25 protein-coding genes are annotated in these 20,516 nt (G+C 66.3%); 15 read left to right on the plus strand and 10 right to left on the minus strand.

What is annotated here, in order from left to right:
• Window positions 1–123: 123 nt before the first annotated feature.
• The 4 genes from G9373_RS40295 to G9373_RS40310 form a co-directional block, all read right to left on the minus strand.
• On the minus strand, window positions 124–960 hold the full coding sequence (locus G9373_RS40295) for an aldolase/citrate lyase family protein (protein WP_054246463.1): 837 nt from the start codon (window positions 958–960) through the stop codon (window positions 124–126).
• A 130-nt stretch (window positions 961–1,090) separates the two neighbouring features.
• On the minus strand, window positions 1,091–1,378 hold the full coding sequence (locus tag G9373_RS40300; protein ID WP_005260713.1) for a hypothetical protein: 288 nt from the start codon (window positions 1,376–1,378) through the stop codon (window positions 1,091–1,093).
• A 67-nt stretch (window positions 1,379–1,445) separates the two neighbouring features.
• Window positions 1,446–2,093 (minus strand): transglycosylase family protein, encoded by a 648-nt coding sequence (locus G9373_RS40305; protein ID WP_054246465.1) that lies wholly within the window; start codon window positions 2,091–2,093, stop codon window positions 1,446–1,448.
• Window positions 2,094–2,619: 526 nt separating this feature from the next.
• The gene (locus tag G9373_RS40310; RefSeq protein ID WP_155756081.1) at window positions 2,620–2,784 is read right to left on the minus strand and encodes a hypothetical protein; all 165 of its coding nucleotides are present in this window, start codon (window positions 2,782–2,784) and stop codon (window positions 2,620–2,622) included.
• A 60-nt stretch (window positions 2,785–2,844) separates the two neighbouring features.
• Here G9373_RS40310 and G9373_RS40315 point away from each other — a divergent pair, with 60 nt between their 5' ends.
• From G9373_RS40315 to G9373_RS40335, 4 genes are all read left to right on the plus strand, one after another.
• A complete protein-coding gene (locus tag G9373_RS40315; protein ID WP_005565555.1) occupies window positions 2,845–4,449 on the plus strand; it encodes an AMP-binding protein in 1,605 nt (534 codons plus the stop codon).
• A gap of 806 nt (window positions 4,450–5,255) precedes the next feature.
• Entirely contained in the window at window positions 5,256–6,659 is a 1,404-nt protein-coding gene (locus tag G9373_RS40325; protein ID WP_054246466.1) for a phenylacetate--CoA ligase family protein, read from the plus strand.
• Window positions 6,660–6,795: 136 nt separating this feature from the next.
• On the plus strand, window positions 6,796–7,113 hold the full coding sequence (locus tag G9373_RS40330) for a chorismate mutase (RefSeq protein WP_005565559.1): 318 nt from the start codon (window positions 6,796–6,798) through the stop codon (window positions 7,111–7,113).
• A 414-nt stretch (window positions 7,114–7,527) separates the two neighbouring features.
• Window positions 7,528–8,454, plus strand: a complete 927-nt coding sequence (locus tag G9373_RS40335; protein ID WP_167120552.1) for an LLM class F420-dependent oxidoreductase — start codon at window positions 7,528–7,530, stop codon at window positions 8,452–8,454.
• A gap of 11 nt (window positions 8,455–8,465) precedes the next feature.
• Here the strand turns inward: G9373_RS40335 and G9373_RS40340 are convergent, their stop codons facing one another.
• The 3 genes from G9373_RS40340 to G9373_RS40350 form a co-directional block, all read right to left on the minus strand.
• Window positions 8,466–8,852: a hypothetical protein gene (locus tag G9373_RS40340; RefSeq protein ID WP_005565561.1), complete on the minus strand. Its 387-nt coding sequence runs from the start codon at window positions 8,850–8,852 to the stop codon at window positions 8,466–8,468.
• A gap of 204 nt (window positions 8,853–9,056) precedes the next feature.
• Complete coding sequence (locus tag G9373_RS40345; RefSeq protein WP_043789156.1) at window positions 9,057–10,103, minus strand: sigma-70 family RNA polymerase sigma factor; 1,047 nt, start codon at window positions 10,101–10,103, stop codon at window positions 9,057–9,059.
• A 116-nt stretch (window positions 10,104–10,219) separates the two neighbouring features.
• Window positions 10,220–11,419 (minus strand): serine hydrolase domain-containing protein, encoded by a 1,200-nt coding sequence (locus tag G9373_RS40350; protein WP_005565563.1) that lies wholly within the window; start codon window positions 11,417–11,419, stop codon window positions 10,220–10,222.
• Between the two features lie 869 nt (window positions 11,420–12,288).
• On the opposite strand from G9373_RS40350, the gene G9373_RS40360 reads away from it, so the two are divergent.
• From G9373_RS40360 to G9373_RS40410, 11 genes are all read left to right on the plus strand, one after another.
• Window positions 12,289–12,756, plus strand: coding sequence for a hypothetical protein (locus G9373_RS40360; protein ID WP_005565566.1), 468 nt, complete (start codon window positions 12,289–12,291; stop codon window positions 12,754–12,756).
• Between the two features lie 280 nt (window positions 12,757–13,036).
• Window positions 13,037–13,759 carry a hypothetical protein gene (locus tag G9373_RS40365; RefSeq protein WP_167120556.1) on the plus strand — a complete coding sequence of 241 codons (723 nt, stop codon included), beginning with the start codon at window positions 13,037–13,039 and terminating at the stop codon, window positions 13,757–13,759.
• A 5-nt stretch (window positions 13,760–13,764) separates the two neighbouring features.
• Complete coding sequence (locus tag G9373_RS40370; RefSeq protein ID WP_120661121.1) at window positions 13,765–14,934, plus strand: SRPBCC family protein; 1,170 nt, start codon at window positions 13,765–13,767, stop codon at window positions 14,932–14,934.
• Window positions 14,931–15,344, plus strand: a complete 414-nt coding sequence (gene gvpJ, locus G9373_RS40375) for a gas vesicle protein GvpJ (RefSeq protein ID WP_005246459.1) — start codon at window positions 14,931–14,933, stop codon at window positions 15,342–15,344. The genes G9373_RS40370 and gvpJ overlap by 4 nt, the downstream gene beginning before the upstream one ends.
• A complete protein-coding gene (locus G9373_RS40380; protein WP_005564556.1) occupies window positions 15,344–16,123 on the plus strand; it encodes a GvpL/GvpF family gas vesicle protein in 780 nt (259 codons plus the stop codon). Before gvpJ ends, G9373_RS40380 begins: the two co-directional genes overlap by 1 nt.
• 3 nt (window positions 16,124–16,126) lie before the next feature.
• Complete coding sequence (locus G9373_RS40385; protein WP_005564558.1) at window positions 16,127–16,378, plus strand: gas vesicle protein GvpG; 252 nt, start codon at window positions 16,127–16,129, stop codon at window positions 16,376–16,378.
• 6 nt (window positions 16,379–16,384) lie between these two features.
• Window positions 16,385–16,675, plus strand: a complete 291-nt coding sequence (locus G9373_RS40390; RefSeq protein ID WP_005564559.1) for a gas vesicle protein — start codon at window positions 16,385–16,387, stop codon at window positions 16,673–16,675.
• Window positions 16,672–17,079, plus strand: coding sequence for a gas vesicle protein (locus G9373_RS40395; RefSeq protein WP_005262632.1), 408 nt, complete (start codon window positions 16,672–16,674; stop codon window positions 17,077–17,079). The genes G9373_RS40390 and G9373_RS40395 overlap by 4 nt, the downstream gene beginning before the upstream one ends.
• Window positions 17,066–17,845 carry a GvpL/GvpF family gas vesicle protein gene (locus G9373_RS40400; RefSeq protein WP_005262633.1) on the plus strand — a complete coding sequence of 260 codons (780 nt, stop codon included), beginning with the start codon at window positions 17,066–17,068 and terminating at the stop codon, window positions 17,843–17,845. Before G9373_RS40395 ends, G9373_RS40400 begins: the two co-directional genes overlap by 14 nt.
• A 4-nt stretch (window positions 17,846–17,849) precedes the next feature.
• Complete coding sequence (locus tag G9373_RS40405) at window positions 17,850–18,059, plus strand: gas vesicle protein (protein ID WP_005262634.1); 210 nt, start codon at window positions 17,850–17,852, stop codon at window positions 18,057–18,059.
• The gene (locus tag G9373_RS40410) at window positions 18,052–18,384 is read left to right on the plus strand and encodes a gas vesicle protein K (RefSeq protein WP_005262635.1); all 333 of its coding nucleotides are present in this window, start codon (window positions 18,052–18,054) and stop codon (window positions 18,382–18,384) included. The genes G9373_RS40405 and G9373_RS40410 overlap by 8 nt, the downstream gene beginning before the upstream one ends.
• A gap of 21 nt (window positions 18,385–18,405) precedes the next feature.
• Here the strand turns inward: G9373_RS40410 and G9373_RS40415 are convergent, their stop codons facing one another.
• The 3 genes from G9373_RS40415 to G9373_RS40425 all read right to left on the minus strand — a co-directional run bounded on the left by G9373_RS40415 (window position 18,406) and on the right by G9373_RS40425 (window position 20,465).
• Window positions 18,406–18,600: a CsbD family protein gene (locus G9373_RS40415; protein ID WP_005262636.1), complete on the minus strand. Its 195-nt coding sequence runs from the start codon at window positions 18,598–18,600 to the stop codon at window positions 18,406–18,408.
• Window positions 18,601–18,699: 99 nt separating this feature from the next.
• Entirely contained in the window at window positions 18,700–19,758 is a 1,059-nt protein-coding gene (locus tag G9373_RS40420) for an S-adenosylmethionine:tRNA ribosyltransferase-isomerase (RefSeq protein ID WP_167120558.1), read from the minus strand.
• Window positions 19,755–20,465, minus strand: coding sequence for an SDR family oxidoreductase (locus G9373_RS40425; protein WP_065491247.1), 711 nt, complete (start codon window positions 20,463–20,465; stop codon window positions 19,755–19,757). Before G9373_RS40425 ends, G9373_RS40420 begins: the two co-directional genes overlap by 4 nt.
• Window positions 20,466–20,516 lie beyond the last annotated feature (51 nt).

Genomic DNA, 20,516 nt, shown 5'->3' on the forward strand with positions numbered 1-20,516 from the left:
AACTGGGCAAGAGCAGCGCGAGTAACTCCCACTGCTTGTCCGTCAACACCTCAAACCGATCAACAACGTCTGCCACACCGAAGAGTCTGCAGCGCAACACCACAAATCATTGGGAGACACACCCTAGGCCCGAGACGCGAAGTGGTCTGCGCGACGGAGAATGTCGTGGGCGCGGGCAAGCTGTGGCAGATGACCGCCGTGAGTGACGCGGCTTCCGTCTGCACCCAGACGCTCGATCGTCGTTTCCGCCCACGAGATGTCGTCCACATCGGGTGCCAACGCGGTATTGATCACCGGCACCTGGTCGGACGCGAGGGTCAGTTTTCCGGTCATCCCCATTTCGCGGGCCAGTCGCGTGTCGTCCCGGATGACCTCGGCGTCGCGAGACAGCGTCGGCCCGTCGATGGGGGCTCCGATCCGGGCAGCCCGGCTGGCATTGACGAGCCGGGATCGGGCGTATGCCAACGCCATCGGGGTTCGCCCGGCACCCGTGTCGCGGCAGTAGTCGCCGATCCCGAACGCGAGTCGACAGACGGGAGCGGTGCGAGCAATGTCGTCGACTGCCACGATCGAGGCCGCGGACTCGACGAGAGCGACCACCGGAACACCCGAAATCTTTTCAGCGGTGTCCCGCACCTGTTCGGGTGCTTCCGTTTTCGACAGCATCAGCCCGCGCAGGCCGGGCAGGCCGCGGAGCGCGTCGAGGTCGCGCTGCCAGTGCGGGGTGGTCGCGTCGTTGATCCGCACCCAACCTGCATTTCGGGCGAGCCACTCAGCGGTGCAGGCCCGCCCCTCGACTTTCGCCGCGAACGGCAAACCGTCCTCGAGGTCGATGATCAGCGAGTCGGCGCCAGACGCAGCCGCAGCCGCGAGGACCTCGCTCCCGACCGCAGGGACCAGAAGCCAACTCCGCGCCATGGCGACGTAGACCTCGCTGCGCTGGGCTGTCTCGACACTCATTCTGCTCTTCCCTCGGCCATACCGAGGAGTCTGCGCGCGGCCGGGAGGCGACGCACTCGACGAAGCGGAGTGCGCCGACGGTGCCCGGTCACCGCTTCGTCAGGTGCGCCTCCGATCCCGGCAGTTCACCTCAGAAGTCGAAGCCCCAGGAGGCCGGGTTGAGGACGACGCGGTACCAGACGTTGGTCGGTTCATCGAACGTGCATGGCACGATCACGACTCCCGACGTCTGCTCGAGCGCCGCAGCCTTCCCGCAGAAGTATTCCGCACCTTCACCGGACGTCTCGGCACGATAGACGGGGCCGATGTGCCAGGGTTCGGCACTCGCGGTTCCGGCCCCCACGGTGGCTCCGAGAACGAGAGGTGCGGACAGTATCCCGACCAATGCTGCGGTACGCCGAGCGGACTTCTTCTGCACGAGATCTCCTTCGTAGGCGACGACACAACCGTTCTGTGTGGTTAGTTCGCACAAGAACCGTCGGACGTTACCGGGGAGCCGACGCCCGCTCCTCGAACACCTGAGCCGACCCGTTCTGCTCGGCAAGTTCACGGGCGCTGTTCAGCGCTTCCTGGGCCGCCGCCTTCACCGCCGCCTTCACCGCCGCGGAATCGTCGGTGGTCGCAGGAGCTTCGACAACGTCCGGCGTCTCGACAACGTCCGGCGTCTCGACAACGTCCGGCGTCTCGGCGAGGTCCGGCGTCTCGACAACGTCCGGCGTCTCGACTGGGTCAGGAGTTTCGATGGCCGGTGCAGGCGCAGGCGTCGTGTGGGGTACCTCGACGGGCGCTGTGCCGCCTTTTTTCAGATACTGTCCGCACACGGGCCATGCGCCGGGGCCCTGGGTCTTCAGGACGTTCTCAGCGACGCGGATCTGCTCGGCCTGACTGGCTTCCGAGGCCATGCCCGTTCCACCGTTGGCTTTCCAGGTTTCCGGTGTGAACTGCAGTCCGCCGTAGAACCCGTTTCCGGTGTCGGTGGTCCAGTCACCGCCGCTTTCGCACTCGGCGACTTCCTCCCAGTCGTGCGGGGCGCCTCCAGCGGTTCCGGCGCCCAGCCCGAGCAGAACGGTGACTGCCGCGCCGATCAGGGCGATCCAGCCGAGGGTGTGCTTCTCCATGTTGCGAGTGGTCATGCTGGCTCAATCCTCTCCGCGCATGCGGACGCGGCGTGCCGGCGACAACGTCTCGGTTGTCGGCCGTCCCTTTCGGTGCCTCGTCCCGCGCCTCGAAGGTGTCGGGATTACGAACCCGCGTCGGCAGATCTGCAGCGGCGGGCCCCCGAACGTGGCCTCCTCCCGAAATTCACACGGCATGAACAAGGTACGGATGTTCGACTATTGAGAAACGCGAGTGAAAATTGTGCTGTTCTGAGGTTTCGATACCGTTTCGACGTCATGTCGTGACAATTCCGTGACGCGTCAGAAGGGCTCGTGAATACCGCAGCGGCTCATCCATTCCCGCTTTGGGGGCGGGATCTCGATTTCGATACGGCGTCCGCGCGGCGCACCCGCCGCGGCCCGTAGTCGTGGCAGCACCCTGTCCGGACGCCCATCCGGAGGAGATGAACAGCCCTCGCACGCAAGGAATCTCGGAATCAGCAACCGAGACGGCGACAGATCATGGAAGCACACCCTGTCGCAGGACGTCCACGACAGCTTCCTACCTGCTGCGCACCTCCCACTTGCCCACGAGATTGCGCATGTACGACTCGACGCTCAGCGACAGCCGGTCGGCGATTCGCGGGGTCTCGACGTGTCGTTCACCGGCACTCTCATATTCGGCGTACCCACCTCGGAGGGTAGCGGTGCCGGCGTGATGTTCCATAACGTCATCTTGGGCGTGTATCGCCCGTCAGAGCACCTTCACCACATCTCGGAGGTTCCAGTGTCCGGACCGACCCTCTCGCCCGCGAATTACACACCGCTCAGTCCGCTGCGCTTCCTGGAGCGCTCGGCGACGGTGTTCCCGGATCGGGTCGCCGTCATTCACGGCGACCGCCGCTACAGCTATCGCGAGTTCGGCGACGAGGTCGAGAGACTCGCCCGGGTCCTGCGGAGCCGGATCGAGCCCGGCGACCGCGTTGCGTTCCTGTGCCCGAACACCCCCGAGATGCTGTTCGCCCACTTCGCGGTGCCCCTCGCAGGTGGCATCTTCATCGCGCTGAACTGGCGGCTGGCGGGCCGTGAACTGGAGTACATCCTCGAGCACTCCGGGACGAGCCTGCTGTTCGTCGACTCCGAACTCGTGGGATCCGTCGCGACCGCCCGCCACGCCGTCCCGAGTCTGCGCGAGGTGATCGAGATTCCCGACTCCACGATCGCGCGGCCGGTGGTCCCGGAGGGGATCGCGACCGGGATGTACGCCGACTTCCTCGCGGCCGCAGACGACGTGGACGACATCCCGTTGCACTGGGGTGTCAATGACGAACAGCAGGTGATCGCGATCAATTACACGTCCGGAACCACCGGGAAACCGAAGGGGGTGATGTACACGCACCGCGGCGCCTATCTCAATTCCCTCGGCGAAACGTTCCACAACGGCTTCACCGGGTCCACCAAATACCTGTGGACGCTGCCGATGTTCCACTGCAACGGCTGGTGCACCCCGTGGGCGGTCACGCAGGCCGCCGGCACGCACATCTGCCTGCGCGCGGTGCGTGCCGACGCGATCTGGGACGCCATCGACACCCTCGGGGTCACTCACCTGTGCGGCGCTCCCGCCGTGTGCTCCACCATTGCCGAAGCGCCCCAGGCACATCCGGTCGACGCCCTGCGGATCACCACCGCCGCGGCGCCGCCGTCACCGACGGTGATCGCCCAGTTGGAGGCGATCGGCGTCACCGTCGTCCATGTGTACGGGCTGACCGAAGTCTACGGGCCGTACACGATCTGCGAGTACCAGGAGTCGTGGAGCGAGCGCACCGCCGAGGAACGCGCGTCCCTGCTGTCCCGGCAGGGCGTGGGCATGGTGCAGGCAGAGAACGCCCGCGTCGTCGACGCGCAGATGAACGACGTCCCCGCCGACGGCGAGACCATGGGCGAGATCGTGCTGCGCGGAAACAACGTCATGCTCGGCTACTACCGCAACCCCGAGGCCACTGCGGAAGCCTTCGCGGGCGGCTGGTTCCACACGGGCGATCTCGGCGTCATGCACCCGGACGGCTACATCCAGCTCAAGGACCGCGCGAAGGACATCGTCATCTCCGGCGGCGAGAACATCTCGACCATCGAGGTGGAGCAGGCATTGATAACGCATCCCGCCGTACTCGACGTCGCGGTCATCGGTGTCCCACATCCCAAGTGGGGCGAGCGGCCCAAGGCATTCGTCATTGTGAGGAAGGGGGCCACGGTCACGGCTGAGGAACTCGTCGAGCACACCCGTGGGCGTATCGCGAAGTTCAAGGTGCCCGATGAGATCGTCTTTCCCCTCGAACTCCCCCGCACCCCGACCGGGAAGGTCCTCAAGTTCGAACTTCGAAACTCGAATTGACTGTCTCGCAGGAGCGCGTGGGCGCGGAATCGGAGAACAAGATCTTCCGTCGTTGCGATCGGTCGACGGCGCACCCTGTTGATCGAGGACGACACGGACGTTCTCTTCGAGGGCGTCGTCGTGCCCCCGCACGGGTGGATCGACCACGTTCGAGCCCTCGGCGCGGTCGGCGTGATCGCCGGGGCGGGCATCACCTCTACGCCCGACTGGGAACGGCAACTCCCCCGGTTGGCCCGCGAGAGCGAACTGCTCGGTTCCGTGGCCACGGTCACCCTCACGAACGCCTTCGGTAGGAAGATTTCAAGCCTTTGCCTACGAGGTGATCTCGGCATTGCGGCCGGCACTGCCTCCCGCGGCGCTGCACGATGCGGGCTTCGCGCTCGAGGACGACCGGCCCCACCGCGCGGTCATCGAGGTCGTGGCAAGTGCGGCGAGACACCAGGTGGTCGTCCCCGCACGAATCTTCGATATGGTCCACCGCCGTGCCACAGACCACACATCGTTCGGGTGGAGGGACTCCCGAACACTGAAACGGCTCCTGCGAAAGGTTCGCACCGACGAACGCGCGCCGGCCGCCGAACTCTGAAAGCCCGGCCCGTTACGTTGGAAAATGCTTCTCCGCTGCCACGTCACCTCCGTGCTGAATAATGCATCCGACCCCCGGGCCGGCGGGGCTGACCCGCTCGGAGACTTGTGGGCACCGCGTTGGGTTCGCGCACGTGCCCGACGGCCGGTGCGTCGTTGTGCAAAACTCGGAAGGGTACGTACGAACGTGCTGCGCCGGACCACTGTGATGCGGAGGCGTCATGTCCCGATCGGTTCCCGGAGGTGCTTCGGAAGACGCGGAGCACACGGCGTACGCGCGTGTGCGTGCCGGCCAGGTCAATGCGGTTCAGGCCGCACTCGAGGATCACATGGGACGCCTGGATTGGTCGAGAGATCAGATCGAGCGCTACCGCACCGAGCGGCTGCGGGCCCTCCTCGCGCACGCACGCGAGCGGTCGCCATTTCATGCCCGGAGACTTCGCGGTCTCGATCCGTCCTCGGCCTCGGTCGCCGACCTGGCGTCGCTGCCGATGATGACGAAGCGGGACGCCCAGGACGAATGGGATGCGGTCGTCACGGTTCGCGACCTCGACCGCGAACGCGCCGAACGGATTCTGTCCGAGCAGCAATGGTTTTCGTACACGTCGGGCGACGAGCAGATCTTCAGCTCGGGTGGGTCGAGTGGTGTCCGCGGCGTCTACGTCTGGGATTGGCAGTTCTACGTTTCGGCGGCGTGCCTTGCCTGGCGGGTACAGGCGCGCGAGGAACGGCGGGCGTCGTCGGTGCGGTCTCCCGCACGGCTGGCCGTGCTGGCGGCCGGTGTCCCCCCGCATGCGAGCACCCCTCTGTTCGACGTGCCGACCGCACCGGGGATGGAGACCGTCGTGATCCCGGTGGGCGCACCGTTCGACGAGGTCGTCGCCGCCGTGGCCGCTGCCCGGCCCACGCATCTGGTGGGCTATGCGACGGTGATCGGACGACTTGCCCGAGCGGCAGCGGCGGGTGACCTGAAGATCAGTCCCGTGCGGGTGAGCACGAACTCCGAACCCCTGCTGATTGAGGACCGGCAGGCCATCCGCGACGCCTGGTCGGTGCCGGTCCACAACCTCTGGGGGTCGACCGAGATCGGCGTGCAGGCCGTGGGATGCGGATACGGCGAGGGCCTGCACGTGTGCGAGGACGAGGTTGTGCTCGAGCGTGTCGATGACAGTGGTGCTCCGGTCGCAGCCGATGCGCCCGCCGCGCGAACGCTGGCCACGGGTCTGGCCAACCGCACGTTTCCCTTCATCCGGTACGACCTCGGAGACCAGGTCACGTTGCTGCCCGATCGGTGCGCGTGCGGAAGCGCGTTCGCGCGCGTCGCCGACATCGGTGGGCGGCGCGACGACGACTTCCGGTACGGAACGACGATCGTGCCGGCGAGCACTTTTCGTTACGTCCTCGGCGCAGATCCACGTATGTCGGAGTATCAGGTCAGACAGACGGTCGACGGAGCGGAGATCTTGGCGGTCGGCGACCCGGACGTCGCCGCGCTGACGCCGGCTGTCGCCGCGGCGTTGCGCCGGCAAGGTGTGGCCGATCCGCAGGTCCGGATCGCGGTCGTCGACCATCTGCAGCGTCATCAGGCGAGCGGGAAATTGCAGCGGTTCATCGCACTGCGATAGACCCGAACTGCACCGCGGTAGCCACTCGGGCGGTCGAGTCGGCCAGGGGTCGACGATCTGCACCCAAGGGTGTCTGTCTTCACGGCCACTCCCGTTCGAGGATGGTCGTACACGGTCACCCAGTCGAGGAGCAATGATGACGGACACTGATTGCGGGGCGGTCGCCGAAAACGCTGGGGGCACATCACCTGCCGCCACAGATCTGAGTCGCGTTCACGCCGAGATCGCCCGCCTCGATGCGGAGATCCTGGATGCGGTCAACCGCCGTCTCGCTCTCGCACAGCTCGCGGCCCGAACCCGGGTCGAGTCCGGTGCACCGATGGTCGCGCTCGGCGGCGAGACGGACGTGATCCGCCGGTATCAGGACGAGTTGGGTCCCCGCGGCTCGCTGCTGGCCCTGGAATTGCTCCGGCTCGCGCGGCCACCCTTCTCTTCGACGTACCGAACTCGGTAGCCCACCCACTTTCACCTCGGTCGATACCGAGCACGAGAGCAGTGCCCAGCAGTCGTCGTGACGCTGGGCACTGTTCGCCTGTCCAGCACAATCCGGGTGCGCCAGATCGGCCGCGACACCGAAAGCGTCCCCACCCGATGTCACCACCCCGGATCCTCCGACGGCGGATGCGACCGCGGCTGTCGAACTGAAGGCGGCACTCGAACAGATCCGCGACGCCCAGCGGCGAGGCGACTTCAGTGCGTTCGGTGCCGCCCTCGACCACCAGCAGGCGGTCGATGCCTCTCCCACCCCGTCCGACTGCGCCGTGCGCCCACCCCGAGCAGAAGGCCTACTTCCGTCGCCACGCAGTCCTTGGATTTCCTCACCGCATTCGGTCACCAGCCGAGCCGCTCGGGGTGCATCGTGAAGACCATGCGTGATTTCCGATTCTCGTTCAACATCTTCGGCTTCGAGTCCCTCGACGCCCTTCTCGACCGATGCCGACTCGGCGAGAGCGCCGGCTACGACACCGTGTTCGCCGCGGACCATCTCGGCGCCCCGGCTCCGTTTCCGCTGCTGGTGGCCGTCGCCGGTGCCACCCGCTTGCGTGTCGGAACCCTGGTGCTCAACGCACCGTTCTGGAATGCCGTCCTCCTCGCCCGCGAGATCGCGACGACGGACGTCCTCACCGACGGAAGGCTCGACATCGGACTCGGTGCCGGACACATGAAGTGGGAGTTCGACGCAGCTGGTATCGAATGGAAAGCCCTCGGCGGACGGGTCGAACAGTTGTCGAAGATGGTCGACGGCCTGCGCACCTTCTTCACCGCGGATCTCGACGAGTTACCCGAGGGCCGCGCCCTGCCACGACCGTTGCAGCGGCGCGGATTCGGCGGCTCGGGCCCACCACTGATCATCGGCGGCACCGGCGACCGGGTGCTGAGGGTCGCGGCGGCCCACGCCGACATCGTCGGCGTGGCGGGGGCATTTCAGATTCCGGGCCGACCCCCGGGCACCTTCCGCCTCGCTACCGCGAACGAGACCGTCGAGCGAATTCGATTCGTGCGGACACATGCCGGCGCGAGAGCCGAAGAAATCGAGTGGCATCTCCTGGTCCAGACGGTCGTCGAGACGGATGACCGCCGGGCCGCGGCGAGCGAGATCGCGGACCGGCTCGGTGGGACGATGTCGGTCGACGACCTCCTCGACACCCCGTATGTTCTCGTGGGGACCGTGGAGGAGATGGCCGAGCAGCTCCGACGCCATCGGGACCGCTACGGTTTCTCGTACATCACCGTCCACGAACCGTATCTGGAGATGTTCGCGCCCGTGATCCGTCAACTCCGAGAACAGAGCTGACGGACAACGACTCACGGGGTGTTGATGTATTCCTGAATGGCCTGCTGCGCCCGGGGGTTGCCCTGCCCGATACCGACGATCGCGCCGGTGATCGCCCCGATCGGCGTGCCGACGATGCAACCGGCGAGACTGCCGGGGAACATCGAGACACACCCGACGCCGAGACCGATGAGCGCGCCGATCGCCGTCCCGGCCGCTCCCCCGTTGGCCCAGCCGACGCCGAGCTCGTTGAGCATGTTCTCGAGGGCCTTCTGCTTGTCGACCTCGTGCCTGCCGGGGATCGCCAGGGCCGGCGTTCCCGTGTTCGGTAGGACCGGGTCGGCGTGGGCCGTACCCGCCCCGAGTGTCACCGTCGCTGCGACGAGGACCGACGCTGCCGATTTCTTGATCAAGTTCATCGCGATCCCACCCTGCTGAAGAAGGAAAAACCGGTTCCGACTGTAACCTGCGGCTGCATCATCGGTGGCGAAACCGCGGCATCGGAAGACTACCCCGGCAATTGTCCGCCGGCAGGGCTGAAATGTTCGGCTCGAGGTCTCGGTAAAGATGTGTGTGCCGTCGTGGTGCCGCCCGTGGCACACAGCACCTCGCCGAGCAAGGGTTCAGGGCAGCGATTCGGGCAGCCCGAACGGCTCGAAGTGTTCCGGCCCGAGGAACGAGGTGAGGTCCGCGATCTTGGTGCCGCGCAGGGTCAGCACGGTGATCGACCAGGGCAGGTGGGTGCCGGCGTCTTCGTCCCAGAGGTAGAAGGCGACGGCGGGCTGACCGTTCGCACCGACCGGGAGGTGACGCCACGAACCGCACCCCGTGAGCGGGACCCGGACCGCGAAATCGGTGACCGCGTCGAGACCGCGGTACCAGTGCGCCATCGGTGGCATCGACCAGGTGACATCCTCCGTCAGCAAGGCAACCAGGGCGTCGGCATCACCGCGTTCCAAAGCACTGGAGTACCCGGCGACGATGGCACGCAGACGCGTGTCGTCGATCTCTCGCAAAGTGTGCGCCTGCGTGACCGGCGGAATCTTTTCGGCGACGATCGCCCGTGCCCGCTGCAGCGCGCTGTTCACCGACGCCGTCGACGTATTCATGGTGTCGGCGATCTCGGCGGCGGAGAAACCCAAGACTTCGAAGAGAAGCAGGGCCGCCCGCTGATTGCCCGGCAGATGTTGCAGTGCCGCAACGAATGCCAATTCGACAGCCTCGCGTTGCTCGTAGTGTGCGGCCGGCCCCGCCGATTCGGCGGTCGGACCCGCGTCAGCGTAGGGCCCCAGCCAGGCCACGTCCGTGAGCGGGATGTCACCGATGACGGCACGATCACTGGACGGGCCCAGGTCGACGGGCAGGGCCCGCCTACCGCGCGATTCGACGGTGTCCAGGCACGTGCGTGTCGCGACGGTGTAGAGCCAGGAGCGCAGCGTGCTTCGACCTTCGAACCGAGCAAAACCGCGCCACGCCCGCAACAAGGCATCCTGCAGAGCGTCGTCGGCGTCGTGACTGGATCCGAGCATGCGGTAACAATGCGCGTGCAGTTCTCGGCGCAACGGTCCGACGAGGCGGGTGAACGCGGCATCGTCTCCATGGCGCGCCCTGGCCAGGTCGGCATCCTCGGCGTCTTCCGCGACGGGTGTTCGTGCGGACATGTCGGTCACAAGGGACGATTCTGCCCGACCGCCGGCGGCCGCACCGGCGACCGGCGAGACCTGCCAGCGGTAGACCGGGCCCCGCGGTCGATCTCGGGCATCGGACCGTGGCACAGCGCACCGCGTCACCTGGTGGTGGTCGCAGCCGGTGTGGGCGCCAGCGACATCCCGGCGTAGACCTCGTCGAGAACGGTGGGGAGCAAAGCGTTCGCCGTGGTCTTGCCCTCGGGTGACAGGGTCAGATTCGTCCAGATCACCAGCGTGACGTCGTTGTCCGGGTCGTAGCCGATGAACGAGTTGAAACCCGGCAGCTCACCGCCGTGGTAGTACATCGAGGCGTTCGGCCCGAAACGCTGATAGCTGATGCCGTACCCGTATTGCTGCCCGTCGGGTGTGCTCGGATCCTCGGGTTGCAGGCTGTGGAGCCATTGCTGCTGGTACTCGGGATTCAGGACAGTGCCCGACACCAGGGCCCGGATCCACGTGGCCAGGTCGTCTGCCGTGGAGATGGCGCCACCGGCAGCGGTGGCGTAGGAGGAATTCTGGTTGGTGTAATCGAGGGGTTGGAGCGTTCCCGCGCGTGCGGCGGCCTGCATGTCGGCGGGATACTCCTCGTCGACCATCGCGTAGGACGATTCGCCGTACATGTAGCCGTGCGAATAGCGATCCGGGATGGTCGCGGCGTCGACGGCGGCGGGAAGCGAGGTTTGCTGCAACCCGAGGGGCCCGAACAATCGATCCCGGAATTGCTCGGCCAATGGGCGCGCGCCGACCTTCTCGGCGATCAGACCCAGCAATGCGTAGTTCGTATTGCTGTACTCGTAGGAGGTGCCCGGCGGGAAGTCCGGCGGGTGCCGGAACGCGATATCCAAGACCTCTTGCGGCGTCCAGGCCTTCGCCGGGTCGGCATCCAGAGTGGCCGCGAATTCGGGCGAGTTCGTGTAGTTGTACAGTCCACTGCGCATCGTCAACAGCTCTGCGACGGTGATGTTCTCGCCGTTGGGCACATCCGAAACGTAGGTGGACACCGGGTCGCTGAACTCGAGCTTCCCGTCTTGGGCGAGGAGCACGGTCAGCGCCGCCGTCATGGTCTTGGTGTTCGACGCGATCCGGAAATGGGTTTGTTCGTCAGGCGGCGTCTGCGCGCCCAGTTCGGCCGTACCGACCACGGCGCCAAAGGTCCCCTGCGGGGTGCGGAGCTGCACCACCGCGCCGGGCACGAGTAGCTCCTCGGCCGCCGCGTTCACGGCGGCCTGGAATGTAGCCGGATCGATGGGTTTCAGCGCCGACCCCTCCGGTGCGGCCGCGCTCGTCGCGGCGGGCAATGCACCGTTGGACGCCTGCGAGGTCGTCGGCTCCGAACTGGTCGAGCAGCCCGCGATCGCAACGGCAACGCCCACCGCGAGCACAGCGGCGCGGGTGGCATTCGGTGTGCGGCACCGGCGCCCTCCAGCCGTCCGGCTCGGCACGTTCCCCACCGGGAAATTCCTCATCGCCGGCATCACCGCCTCTGCGGCAGAGTTCGATACCGCGCCGATGAGCGGTATCAGCTGGGCAGATCTCCTTGTGCATCCTAACCCCGATGCCCGCCCGCTCCTTCGACTTCACCGGAACAATCTCCCGCGAGAAAGTACACTTCTCCACCTTCACGATGGGCCCCGAGGAGACAGAATGCGGGAACCGCACTGACACCCGATCACCGGTTCACCTCCTCCGACCCGCTCATCGTCACCCGCAACAACCCGCTCAGACGAACGCGGCGTCGGAGAGGGGTAGATCCGCCGCACCTGTAGCGCCCACCAAATCGGCTCCGTTTCAAGAATGGTCGCGAGGGTAATTGCGGTGTATGGGTGCACGAGTGAGGACAAGCGGCCGGAGCACACCGGCCAGGCCTGACCGTGGAGGCACTTCCTCTCACAGCAAGACCGCGGACAACGACGAGCCGAGGGCCACCGCCACGGCGGCGACAGTTCGATCTCACCAGATTTCGATGAAGTCGACGCCGCCCGCCGTCGCAGCCTCGGGTCGGCTGCCACGAAGACGACCGTTGCCCCCCAGGCGGCCGGCAGCCGAAAAATCACCCTCCACGTCACGCGACAGCGTGCCCGGGAGAAGCAAACCCGCACCCCGAGCGGACCGCCCCGACGCTACGAAGCCGACGGCCCGGAAGCGTTCCCGAGACACAGGGTCCCACGTGACGGCGCGCCCTCGGCCCACCACGCCGGCTCGTCAGCGCAGGCCTGACCCGATCTCGCAGGAGACCGAACGCGGACTGTTGTCGCGGTCGGTCGAGGCGGTCATCGCGTGGCTGAAAGACCACGTTCACCGGCTCATGGACGCGATGCGAGAACGCGGCGAGACGGTGACGCTGAATATTCGGCAGAAGTTCCGGGAATGGATGGACACGCTCGTCGACACGATCGCGCAGAGCGACGCGGGGATCGACGCCGTAATCGCAGGCATTCGGGCCGCGCTGACCGGCAAGAATCCTGTGTGGGCCGCGATCAAAGCGCTCGTGTCCGGGTTGAGCGGCAAGGCCAAGGTCGCCCTCGTTCTCGTCCTTGTCCTCGGGTCCCTGCTCGCGCCGGTATTGCTCGTGGTCCTCCTGCTGGTGCTCATTGTCGCGGCACTGGTGGCGGCGGTGCGCGCCGCCGCCACGTGAACGCCCAGAATCTTCTCCGTGAACAGGGTTGCTGCTGAGGCACTTTCGATTCTCGGCGCCAATCCGCCATCTAGAGACAGTCCGCATGGATGCGTGGCCGCCGAAGGCTGCCCGAACCGAATTTATTGCTGGTGGTTGAGTGTCTCGCAGCTTGGGTAGTCGACAAGCGGCGCCCCTTACCGCGCACGGTTTTGCGAGACATTTCCGAGGACGGTTCTGCGACACATTGCCGAAGTGGGCGAGCGGCGCGCCGGTGACTACTCGGTAAAGGGGTTCGACGATGAAAACCAAAGGTCAGGTGGCATTGGCCGTCGGCGCGGGATACATGCTCGGCCGTACACACCGAATGAAGATGGCACTGATGCTCGCGGCCGCGGGTGCGACCGGACGCTTCCCCGGCGGGCCACGCGATTTACTGGAACGCGGTACGAAGATGCTCGCGAGCTCCCCCGAGTTCGCCAAGATCAGCGACTCGGTGCGTGAAGAGCTGGTCAGCGCGGCGAAGGCCGCAGCCGTCACCGCCGCAAGCCAGCGTATTAACTCGCTCAACAGCCGCCTCCTGTCGAGCGGCGGAGAAGTCGTCGGCGACGTTGGCGACACCGTGGACGACACCGCGAGTGGTGTCGGCAATTCCGTAGGCAAGCTCAGCAGGCTCGGAAAACTCGGTCGCAAGCGACGCGGCCGGTCCGAGGACGAGGAGTACGACGAAGCCGAAGTCGAGGAAGAGCCGGACGAACAGTACGCCGACGAGGACGACGAGTACGAGGAACCCGACGAGGAAGATGCCGCAGACGAGGAAGATGCCGCCGACGAGGAATCCGCGCCCCCACGCAAGCGCCCCGCCGCGCGTCGACGGACTTCCAGCAACGGCAGCTCCCGGCCGACCAGCAGATCGCGGAGCGCAAAATCCGACGAGGATGACGAAGAGGCCCCTACCAGGGTCCGCAAGACACGGGCGAAAGCCACGACTAATTCTGCGCCCGTCCGACGGGCACGGAGGTGACGGCGATGACGAACGCCGCGAAGAAACTACAAGAGGCCGTACCGGGCGACGGGCACGGCGCGTCGAGCGTGCTGCAGGACTCGATACAGACGCTGCTCGGCACGGTCGCCGAGAAGGCACTGTCGTCGGTCTCGGACAAGGTGTCGAACACCTCCGGTCGGCTCACCGACTACGCCGAGAGCGGCGGTGAAGGAGGGCTGCTCGCCGCACTCACCGGTTCCGAGAAAACGGATGACGATGAGTCGCCGGACAAGTCCGACACCGGCGGCGGCTGGTGGGAGGGCGCCAAGCAGATGGTCAAGGACAAAGCCTCCGACGTCAAGGAGGCCGTCACCGGCGGGGGCGGTGGTGGTAGCGGAAAAGGCAAGAAGCTGAAATTGACCAATATCGTCGAAACGATCGACGTCGGAGTCCCGGTCCAGCTGGCCTACAACCAATGGACCCAATTCGCCGACTTCCCGTCGTTCATGAAAAAGGTCGAACGGGTCGAACAGGAATCGGACGAAAAGCTCGAATGGAAAGCGCAGATCTTCCTGTCGCACCGAACCTGGGAAGCGACGATCCTCGAGCAGGTTCCCGACGAGCGGATCGTGTGGCGCTCGAAGGGCGCCAAAGGTTTCATCGACGGGGCGGTGACGTTCCACGAGGTGACTCCCGATCTCACCCGCATCGTCCTCATCCTCGAGTATCACCCGAAGGGATTGTTCGAGAAGACGGGAAACCTCTGGCGTGCACAGGGACGACGAGCACGGCTGGAATTGAAGCACTTTGCACGCCACGTCATGACACAGGCCGTTCTCCATCCCGACGAAGTCGAGGGCTGGCGCGGAGAAATCCGGGACGGTCAGGTAGTCGAGCAGGAGGAGGACGAGGCGCAGCCGGAGGAATCGGAGGATCTCGAGGAAGAGGAAACGGACGAGAGCGAGGGTGAAGAGCCCGAAGGCGAGGAGCCCGAAGGCGACGAGGCTGAGGAAACCAACGAAGACGACACCGAGGAAACCGACGAGGACGCCGGCGAGCAAACGGACGAGGACGAGGAAGCACCGCCGCCGCGGCGCCGAGGTCGCCCGCGCAAGACCGCGGCTGCCGCCGAGGATCAGGCCCCGAAACGGCGAGGTCGCCCGCGCAAGACTGCCGCGAAGACGGCGGGCTCGAGACAAGGAGCACGGCGATGACGGCGATACAACCGGCGGGGGGAGGTGGCGGCGGAGTCAGCGGCGGTCCCAGCTCGAGTAGCCTCGCCGACGTCATCGACACCATCCTCGACAAGGGTCTCGTCATCGACGCCTACGTGCGTGTCTCGCTGGTCGGCATCGAACTGCTGACGATCGACGCACGCGTCGTGGTCGCCAGTGTCGACACCTACCTGCGGTTCGCGGAGGCCGTGAACCGGCTCGAAATCGGCAGTGGCGAGCCGAAGGGCCTGACGGATCTCGTCGGGGACGTCACCGAGGGTGGTGCCAAGTCGAAAACCAAGGGCGCACTCGAGTCCGCGGGCGAGAAACTCGGCGACATCCTCGGCGGAGGTCAGGAAGAACCTGAGCGCGAACGGGTTTCGCGCAAGTCCACTCGAGGGGACAAGTGATGTCTACGTCAAACCAGAGCACCGACGAGCCGCGCACCAGCGGTGTCTACGTGTACGGAATCGTGCCTGCCGATGTGGAAGCCGAAGAAGACGCGGTCGGCGTATGTGACGGACCGGTCAGCACCGTCAAGCACGGCGACATCGCAGCGCTCGTGAGCGAAATTTCAGTAGACAGACCGCTCGGTAAGCCCGAGGACCTCCGAACCCATGCGCACGTGCTGGACGGCACGTCTCGGGTGGCACCGGTGCTCCCACTTCGTTTCGGGGCGGTCATGACCGATGAGGATGCCGTCGCGGAGGAGTTACTCGCGGCACACGCCGAGGAGTTCGCCGCCGCGCTGGAGGAACTCGAAGGCCGAGCACAATACGTCGTGAAGGGGCGATACGTCGAGGAGGCGATCCTCCGAGAAATAATCGAAGAGAACGAACAGGCGAGCAAGCTGCTCGGCACGATCCGAGATCAGCCCGAGGAGACCACCCGCGACGCCCGGATGGCCCTCGGCGAGATCGTGAGCAACGCCATCGAGGCCAAGCGCGACGAAGACACCCGGAAGGTGGTCGAAGCACTCGACTCGCTGTCCGATTCGGTCAACGTCCGGGAACCGACGCACGAGGAGGAGGCCGCGCAAGTAGCCGTCCTCGTCGAGGTCGCCCGGCAGGAAGAACTGGAGAAGGCGGTGGGAGAACTGGCCGAGCAGTGGGACGGCCGAGTCGACATGCGCCTGCTCGGACCGCTCGCCGCCTACGACTTCGTGGTGACGCAGAAACCGGAGGGCTGACCGATGGGTCTGCTGTCGTTCATCGCCACCCTGCCGCTCGCCCCCGTTCGCGGGGTGATCTCGCTGGCCGAGTTGATCCAGCAACAGGTCGAGGAGGAACTCCACAATCCCGCGAGTGCGCGCCGCGCTCTCGAGGAGCTGGAGGACGCCCGTGCGGCAGGCGAGATCTCCGCCGAGGAGGAAGAACAGGCACAGCAGGCCATCCTCGATCGAATGACCGGAACAGCACATCCCACCGGTCCGGAAAAGGAGTGACGGGCGATGGCAGAAGAGGAGCCACCACCGTTGCCGGCACCCGAGATCGCCGAGATCGCGACGCGTGACATTGCGCAGTTGACCGGCAAGAAACCACTGGGTGCGACATCGGTCATGCCGACCGACGACGGCTGGACGGTGGAGGTGGAGGTAGTCGAGGACCGGCGAATACCGTCGTCGACGGACATGCTCGCGATATACGAGGTGGTGTTGGATCTGGATGGAGAGCTCCTGTCCTACCGCAGAACCCGCCGCTACGTCCGAGGTGTCGGTGACAGCGGGAGCGCGCAGTCATGACCATCGCCGGCGGCGGCGCGAGCAACCTTCCGCAGAGTTCGGGCGGCGGAATGGGCGGCGGGCACCAGTCGACGAACCTCGGCGAGATCCTCGAGCGGGTACTCGACAAGGGGCTCGTGATCGCCGGAGACATCCAGGTCAACCTGCTCGACATCGAACTGCTGACCATCAAGGTCCGACTGGTGATCGCCTCGCTGGAAACCGCGAAGGAGGTAGGCATCGATTGGTGGGAGCACGACCCCTGGCTGACCGGCAGGAACAGCGACGTCGAACTCGAGAACCGGAAGCTGCGGGAGCGGATCGCCGAACTCGAGTCCGACAGGTCTGTTCGTCCTGCCGTGGAGGCCGCCGAAACGGTCGAGGTGGAGGCGAAACGTCAGGAGCAAGACGATGACCGCGGATGACGGCGTGTGGCTCTACAGCATCACCACCGACAGCATCGGCGACGCACAACTCGCCGGTGTCACCGGAGTGGCCGGCGAGCCGGTCCGGGCGGTGGCGTCGGCGGGTCTGGTCGCGGTGGTGGGGACGGTGAGTCTGAGCGAATTCGGGCAGGACCCGCTGCAGCGCAACCTCGAGGACCTCGACTGGCTCGCGGCAACCGCGAGAGCACACGACGCTGTGGTGGCTGCCGTACTGCGCCACGGTCCCACCGTTCCATTGCGGTTGGCGACCCTCTACCTCGACGACGATCGCGTTCGCCTCCTCCTCGACGAACGACAGGAGGAGTTCAGCACAACGCTGCGTCGGGTGACCGGACGAAGCGAATGGGGTGTCAAAGCGTACGGAGACGCGAAGGCTTTGGCGCAGAACGTGAAAGAGGAGCCTTCCGCGACGGGTACTGCGGGAAAGGGGACCGCGTATCTCCTGCGTCGTCGTGCGGAGTTGAGCGCACAGCAAGACGTGGAACGCAGGGCGGCCGGCCACGCGGACGAGATTCACTCCGCGCTCCTGGGCCATGCCGTCGACGGGCTTCGACGGCAAGTCACCGATCCGGTGCTGACCGGCAAACGGGCCTGGATGATCTTCAACGGCACCTACCTCGTGGACAACGAACGGGTCGACGACTTCGCTGCGCTCGTGTCGGCACTCGACACCGAACGCCCGGGCATCACACTGGATCTGACCGGACCGTGGCCGCCGTACTCCTTCGCCGGGATCGACGGGTGAGCCCATGAGCGAGATGGTCCCCGCGGACGACACTCGCCGCATCGCGCTCGTCGACCTGCTCGATCGGGTGCTCGGCGGTGGCGTCGTCATCACCGGTGAGATCACCCTGTCGCTCGCCGACGTCGACATGGTCCGGATCTCGCTGCGCACACTCATCGCATCGGTCAGCGCACTCGTCCCCGACCCGGCCGGGCCGGACCCCGCCGATGACTGAGTCCGAGCCCGTCGATTCGGATGCACCGACCGACATCGGTCGCCGGGTTCTTCCGCAGCGAATCGACGCCGACCCCGAATCCGTCGAGAAGGGCCTGGTCACGCTGGTCCTGACGATCGTCGAACTACTACGACAGTTGATGGAACGGCAGGCGATACGCCGAGTCGAACACGGCGATCTCAGCGACGAGCAGATCGAACGCATCGGCACGACACTCATGCTCCTCGAGGAGCGGATGGCCGAGTTGCGTGAGCATTTCGATCTCACGCCCGAGGACCTGAACATCGACCTCGGACCGCTGGGGCCGCTGCTGTCGAACGAATAGTCCGGACTCACCGAGGTTCGATCAATGTTTGAAGGCGTTCTTGATCTTCTTGCCCGCGTCCTTGAACTTGTCTCCCATCTGCTTGGTGTTGCCCTTGGCCTGTTCCTTGCTCCCCTCCGCCTCGAGGTGGGCGTTCCCAGTGGCCCTGCCGACAGCCTTCTTGGTGGCGCCTTCGGCGGTTTCGACCTTGTGCCGGATCTTCTTTCCCATGTTCATGACGACGTCCTGCTCTCTGCGATCCCTTCTGATTTGCCGAGATCACCACCTTCAGTCAACTCGCACCCGGGGTCGCTGTCGAGAAGCGCGATCGCGGCGTCACCGTCGCAGCAACAGCGCACTGTCCCCGAACTCGTGCCAGAGGTAGCCGTGTGCCAGCGCCTCGTCGTAGGCGCGACGGACGGCCGCCTCCCCCACCACCGATTCGAGCAGCATCAGGTGCGACGCCCCCGGCGCGTGCCAGCCCGTGATCAGGCCGTCCACCACCCGTGTCGGCCTCGCCGCGCTCAGTACCAGGTCCGTCCAGCCGGCGCCCGCCAGCGACATGCCGTCCGAAGTGGCCTGGGTCTCGAGGGCCCTCGTCACGGTGGTGCCGACCGCGATGACGCGACCTCCGGCGGCGCGCCGGTCGTTGACCAGGCGCGCCGTCTGCTCCGGCACCTCGTACCGCTCCGGGATCGGTGGCTCCCCTCGCTCCGGCGACGAGACACCCGTGTGCAGCAGGATCGGCGCCACCACCACGCCCGACGTCACCAGATCGGTAACCATCGGATGGGTGAACGGCCGGGCGGCGCCGGCCATCTCGGCGCTTCCACCGGTGCGTCCGAAGATCGTCTGGTACGACGACAGGGGCCAGCGTTCGTGGACGTACGCGTAGGTGATCGGACGGCCCGAGGTGGCGAGCAGTTCCGCGGCTACGTCCGCGACGCCGTCGATCGAGGCCCGCCACAGCCTGGTCGAACCGAGGGGCCACGGTTCCACGAGCGTCGCAACAACGCCGCGCGGCAGAATGATCCGTGTTCCCGCCGCGACCGCGTCGAGGGCCACGGAGACCGGTCCCGGCGCTCGCACCTCGACCACCCAGTCCCCATCCTCGAGGTCGGTGGAGAAGTGCACGACCACGGGTCCCACCGTGTCGACGGTCCCGTCCACCGCCGCGGCCAACGTCGACGACGCGTTCACCACCACCACGTCGCCCGGCTGCAGGAAGCGCGGCAGCTCGTGAAATCTGGTGTGTTCCACCCTGCCCCGATCGGATACCAGCAGCCGCACCGAATCGCGCAGCAACCCCCGGCTCTCCGGTGGACCACTCGCCTCCAACCGCTGAGGCAGCACGAACCGGAACTCGGCCGCGGAGGCGACCCGTGCGCGCGTCACGACGACACCACCGTGTTCGCTGCGACCGCGAGGTCCGCCGCACGGTACCGGCCGCTGGGTGGGCTCGTGTCGAGCAAATGCAGCAACGCTGGTACCACGGTCTCGGGATCGGGCCGATCCGAGATGTCCTCGCCGGGGAACGCCGCCTGATGCATCTCGGTGCGCATGTCGCCGGGATCGAAGGCGTAGACCGCCAGGCCGGGCTCCTCGACCGCCAGCACCGCGGTCGCGTGGTCGAGCGCCGCCTTCGCCGCCCCGTAACCGCCCCAGCCCGCATACGCCTCGACCGCGGCATCCGACGAAATGTTGATCACGGTCCCGCCCGCATTCCGCACATGCGCGATAAGCGCGGCGATCAAGGCCAGCGGTGCGAGCACATCGGTCGCGAAGACCTGCGCCAATGCGTCCTCCGGATACCGGGCGAGGGTGGGCATCGGGCTGGGTCCGAGCGCGCTGGCGTTGTTGAGCAACAGGTCCAGTCGCCCCCGCGCCGCGATCTCGGCGGCGATGCGCTCGCGCTGCCGCGGATCGGTCACGTCACCGGGGAGGGCGGTAATGGTGTGAGCCCGCGCGGCAACCCGATCGAGCGGTTCGACCCGCCTCCCGGTGACGATCACCTCCCAGCCGCGCTCCACGAGCGCGAGTGCGCTCGCCCGTCCCAGCCCTGCCGATCCTCCTGTGATCAGCGCCGTCCTGGTGCCGTTCATCGCAGACTCCTTGCCTCCAGTGACATCTGCGACCCATCGTGAAACCTAAAG

It is taken from the genome of Rhodococcus sp. A14 (genome assembly GCF_011603105.1).
In the GTDB taxonomy this organism is placed as follows: domain Bacteria; phylum Actinomycetota; class Actinomycetes; order Mycobacteriales; family Mycobacteriaceae; genus Rhodococcus_F; species Rhodococcus_F opacus.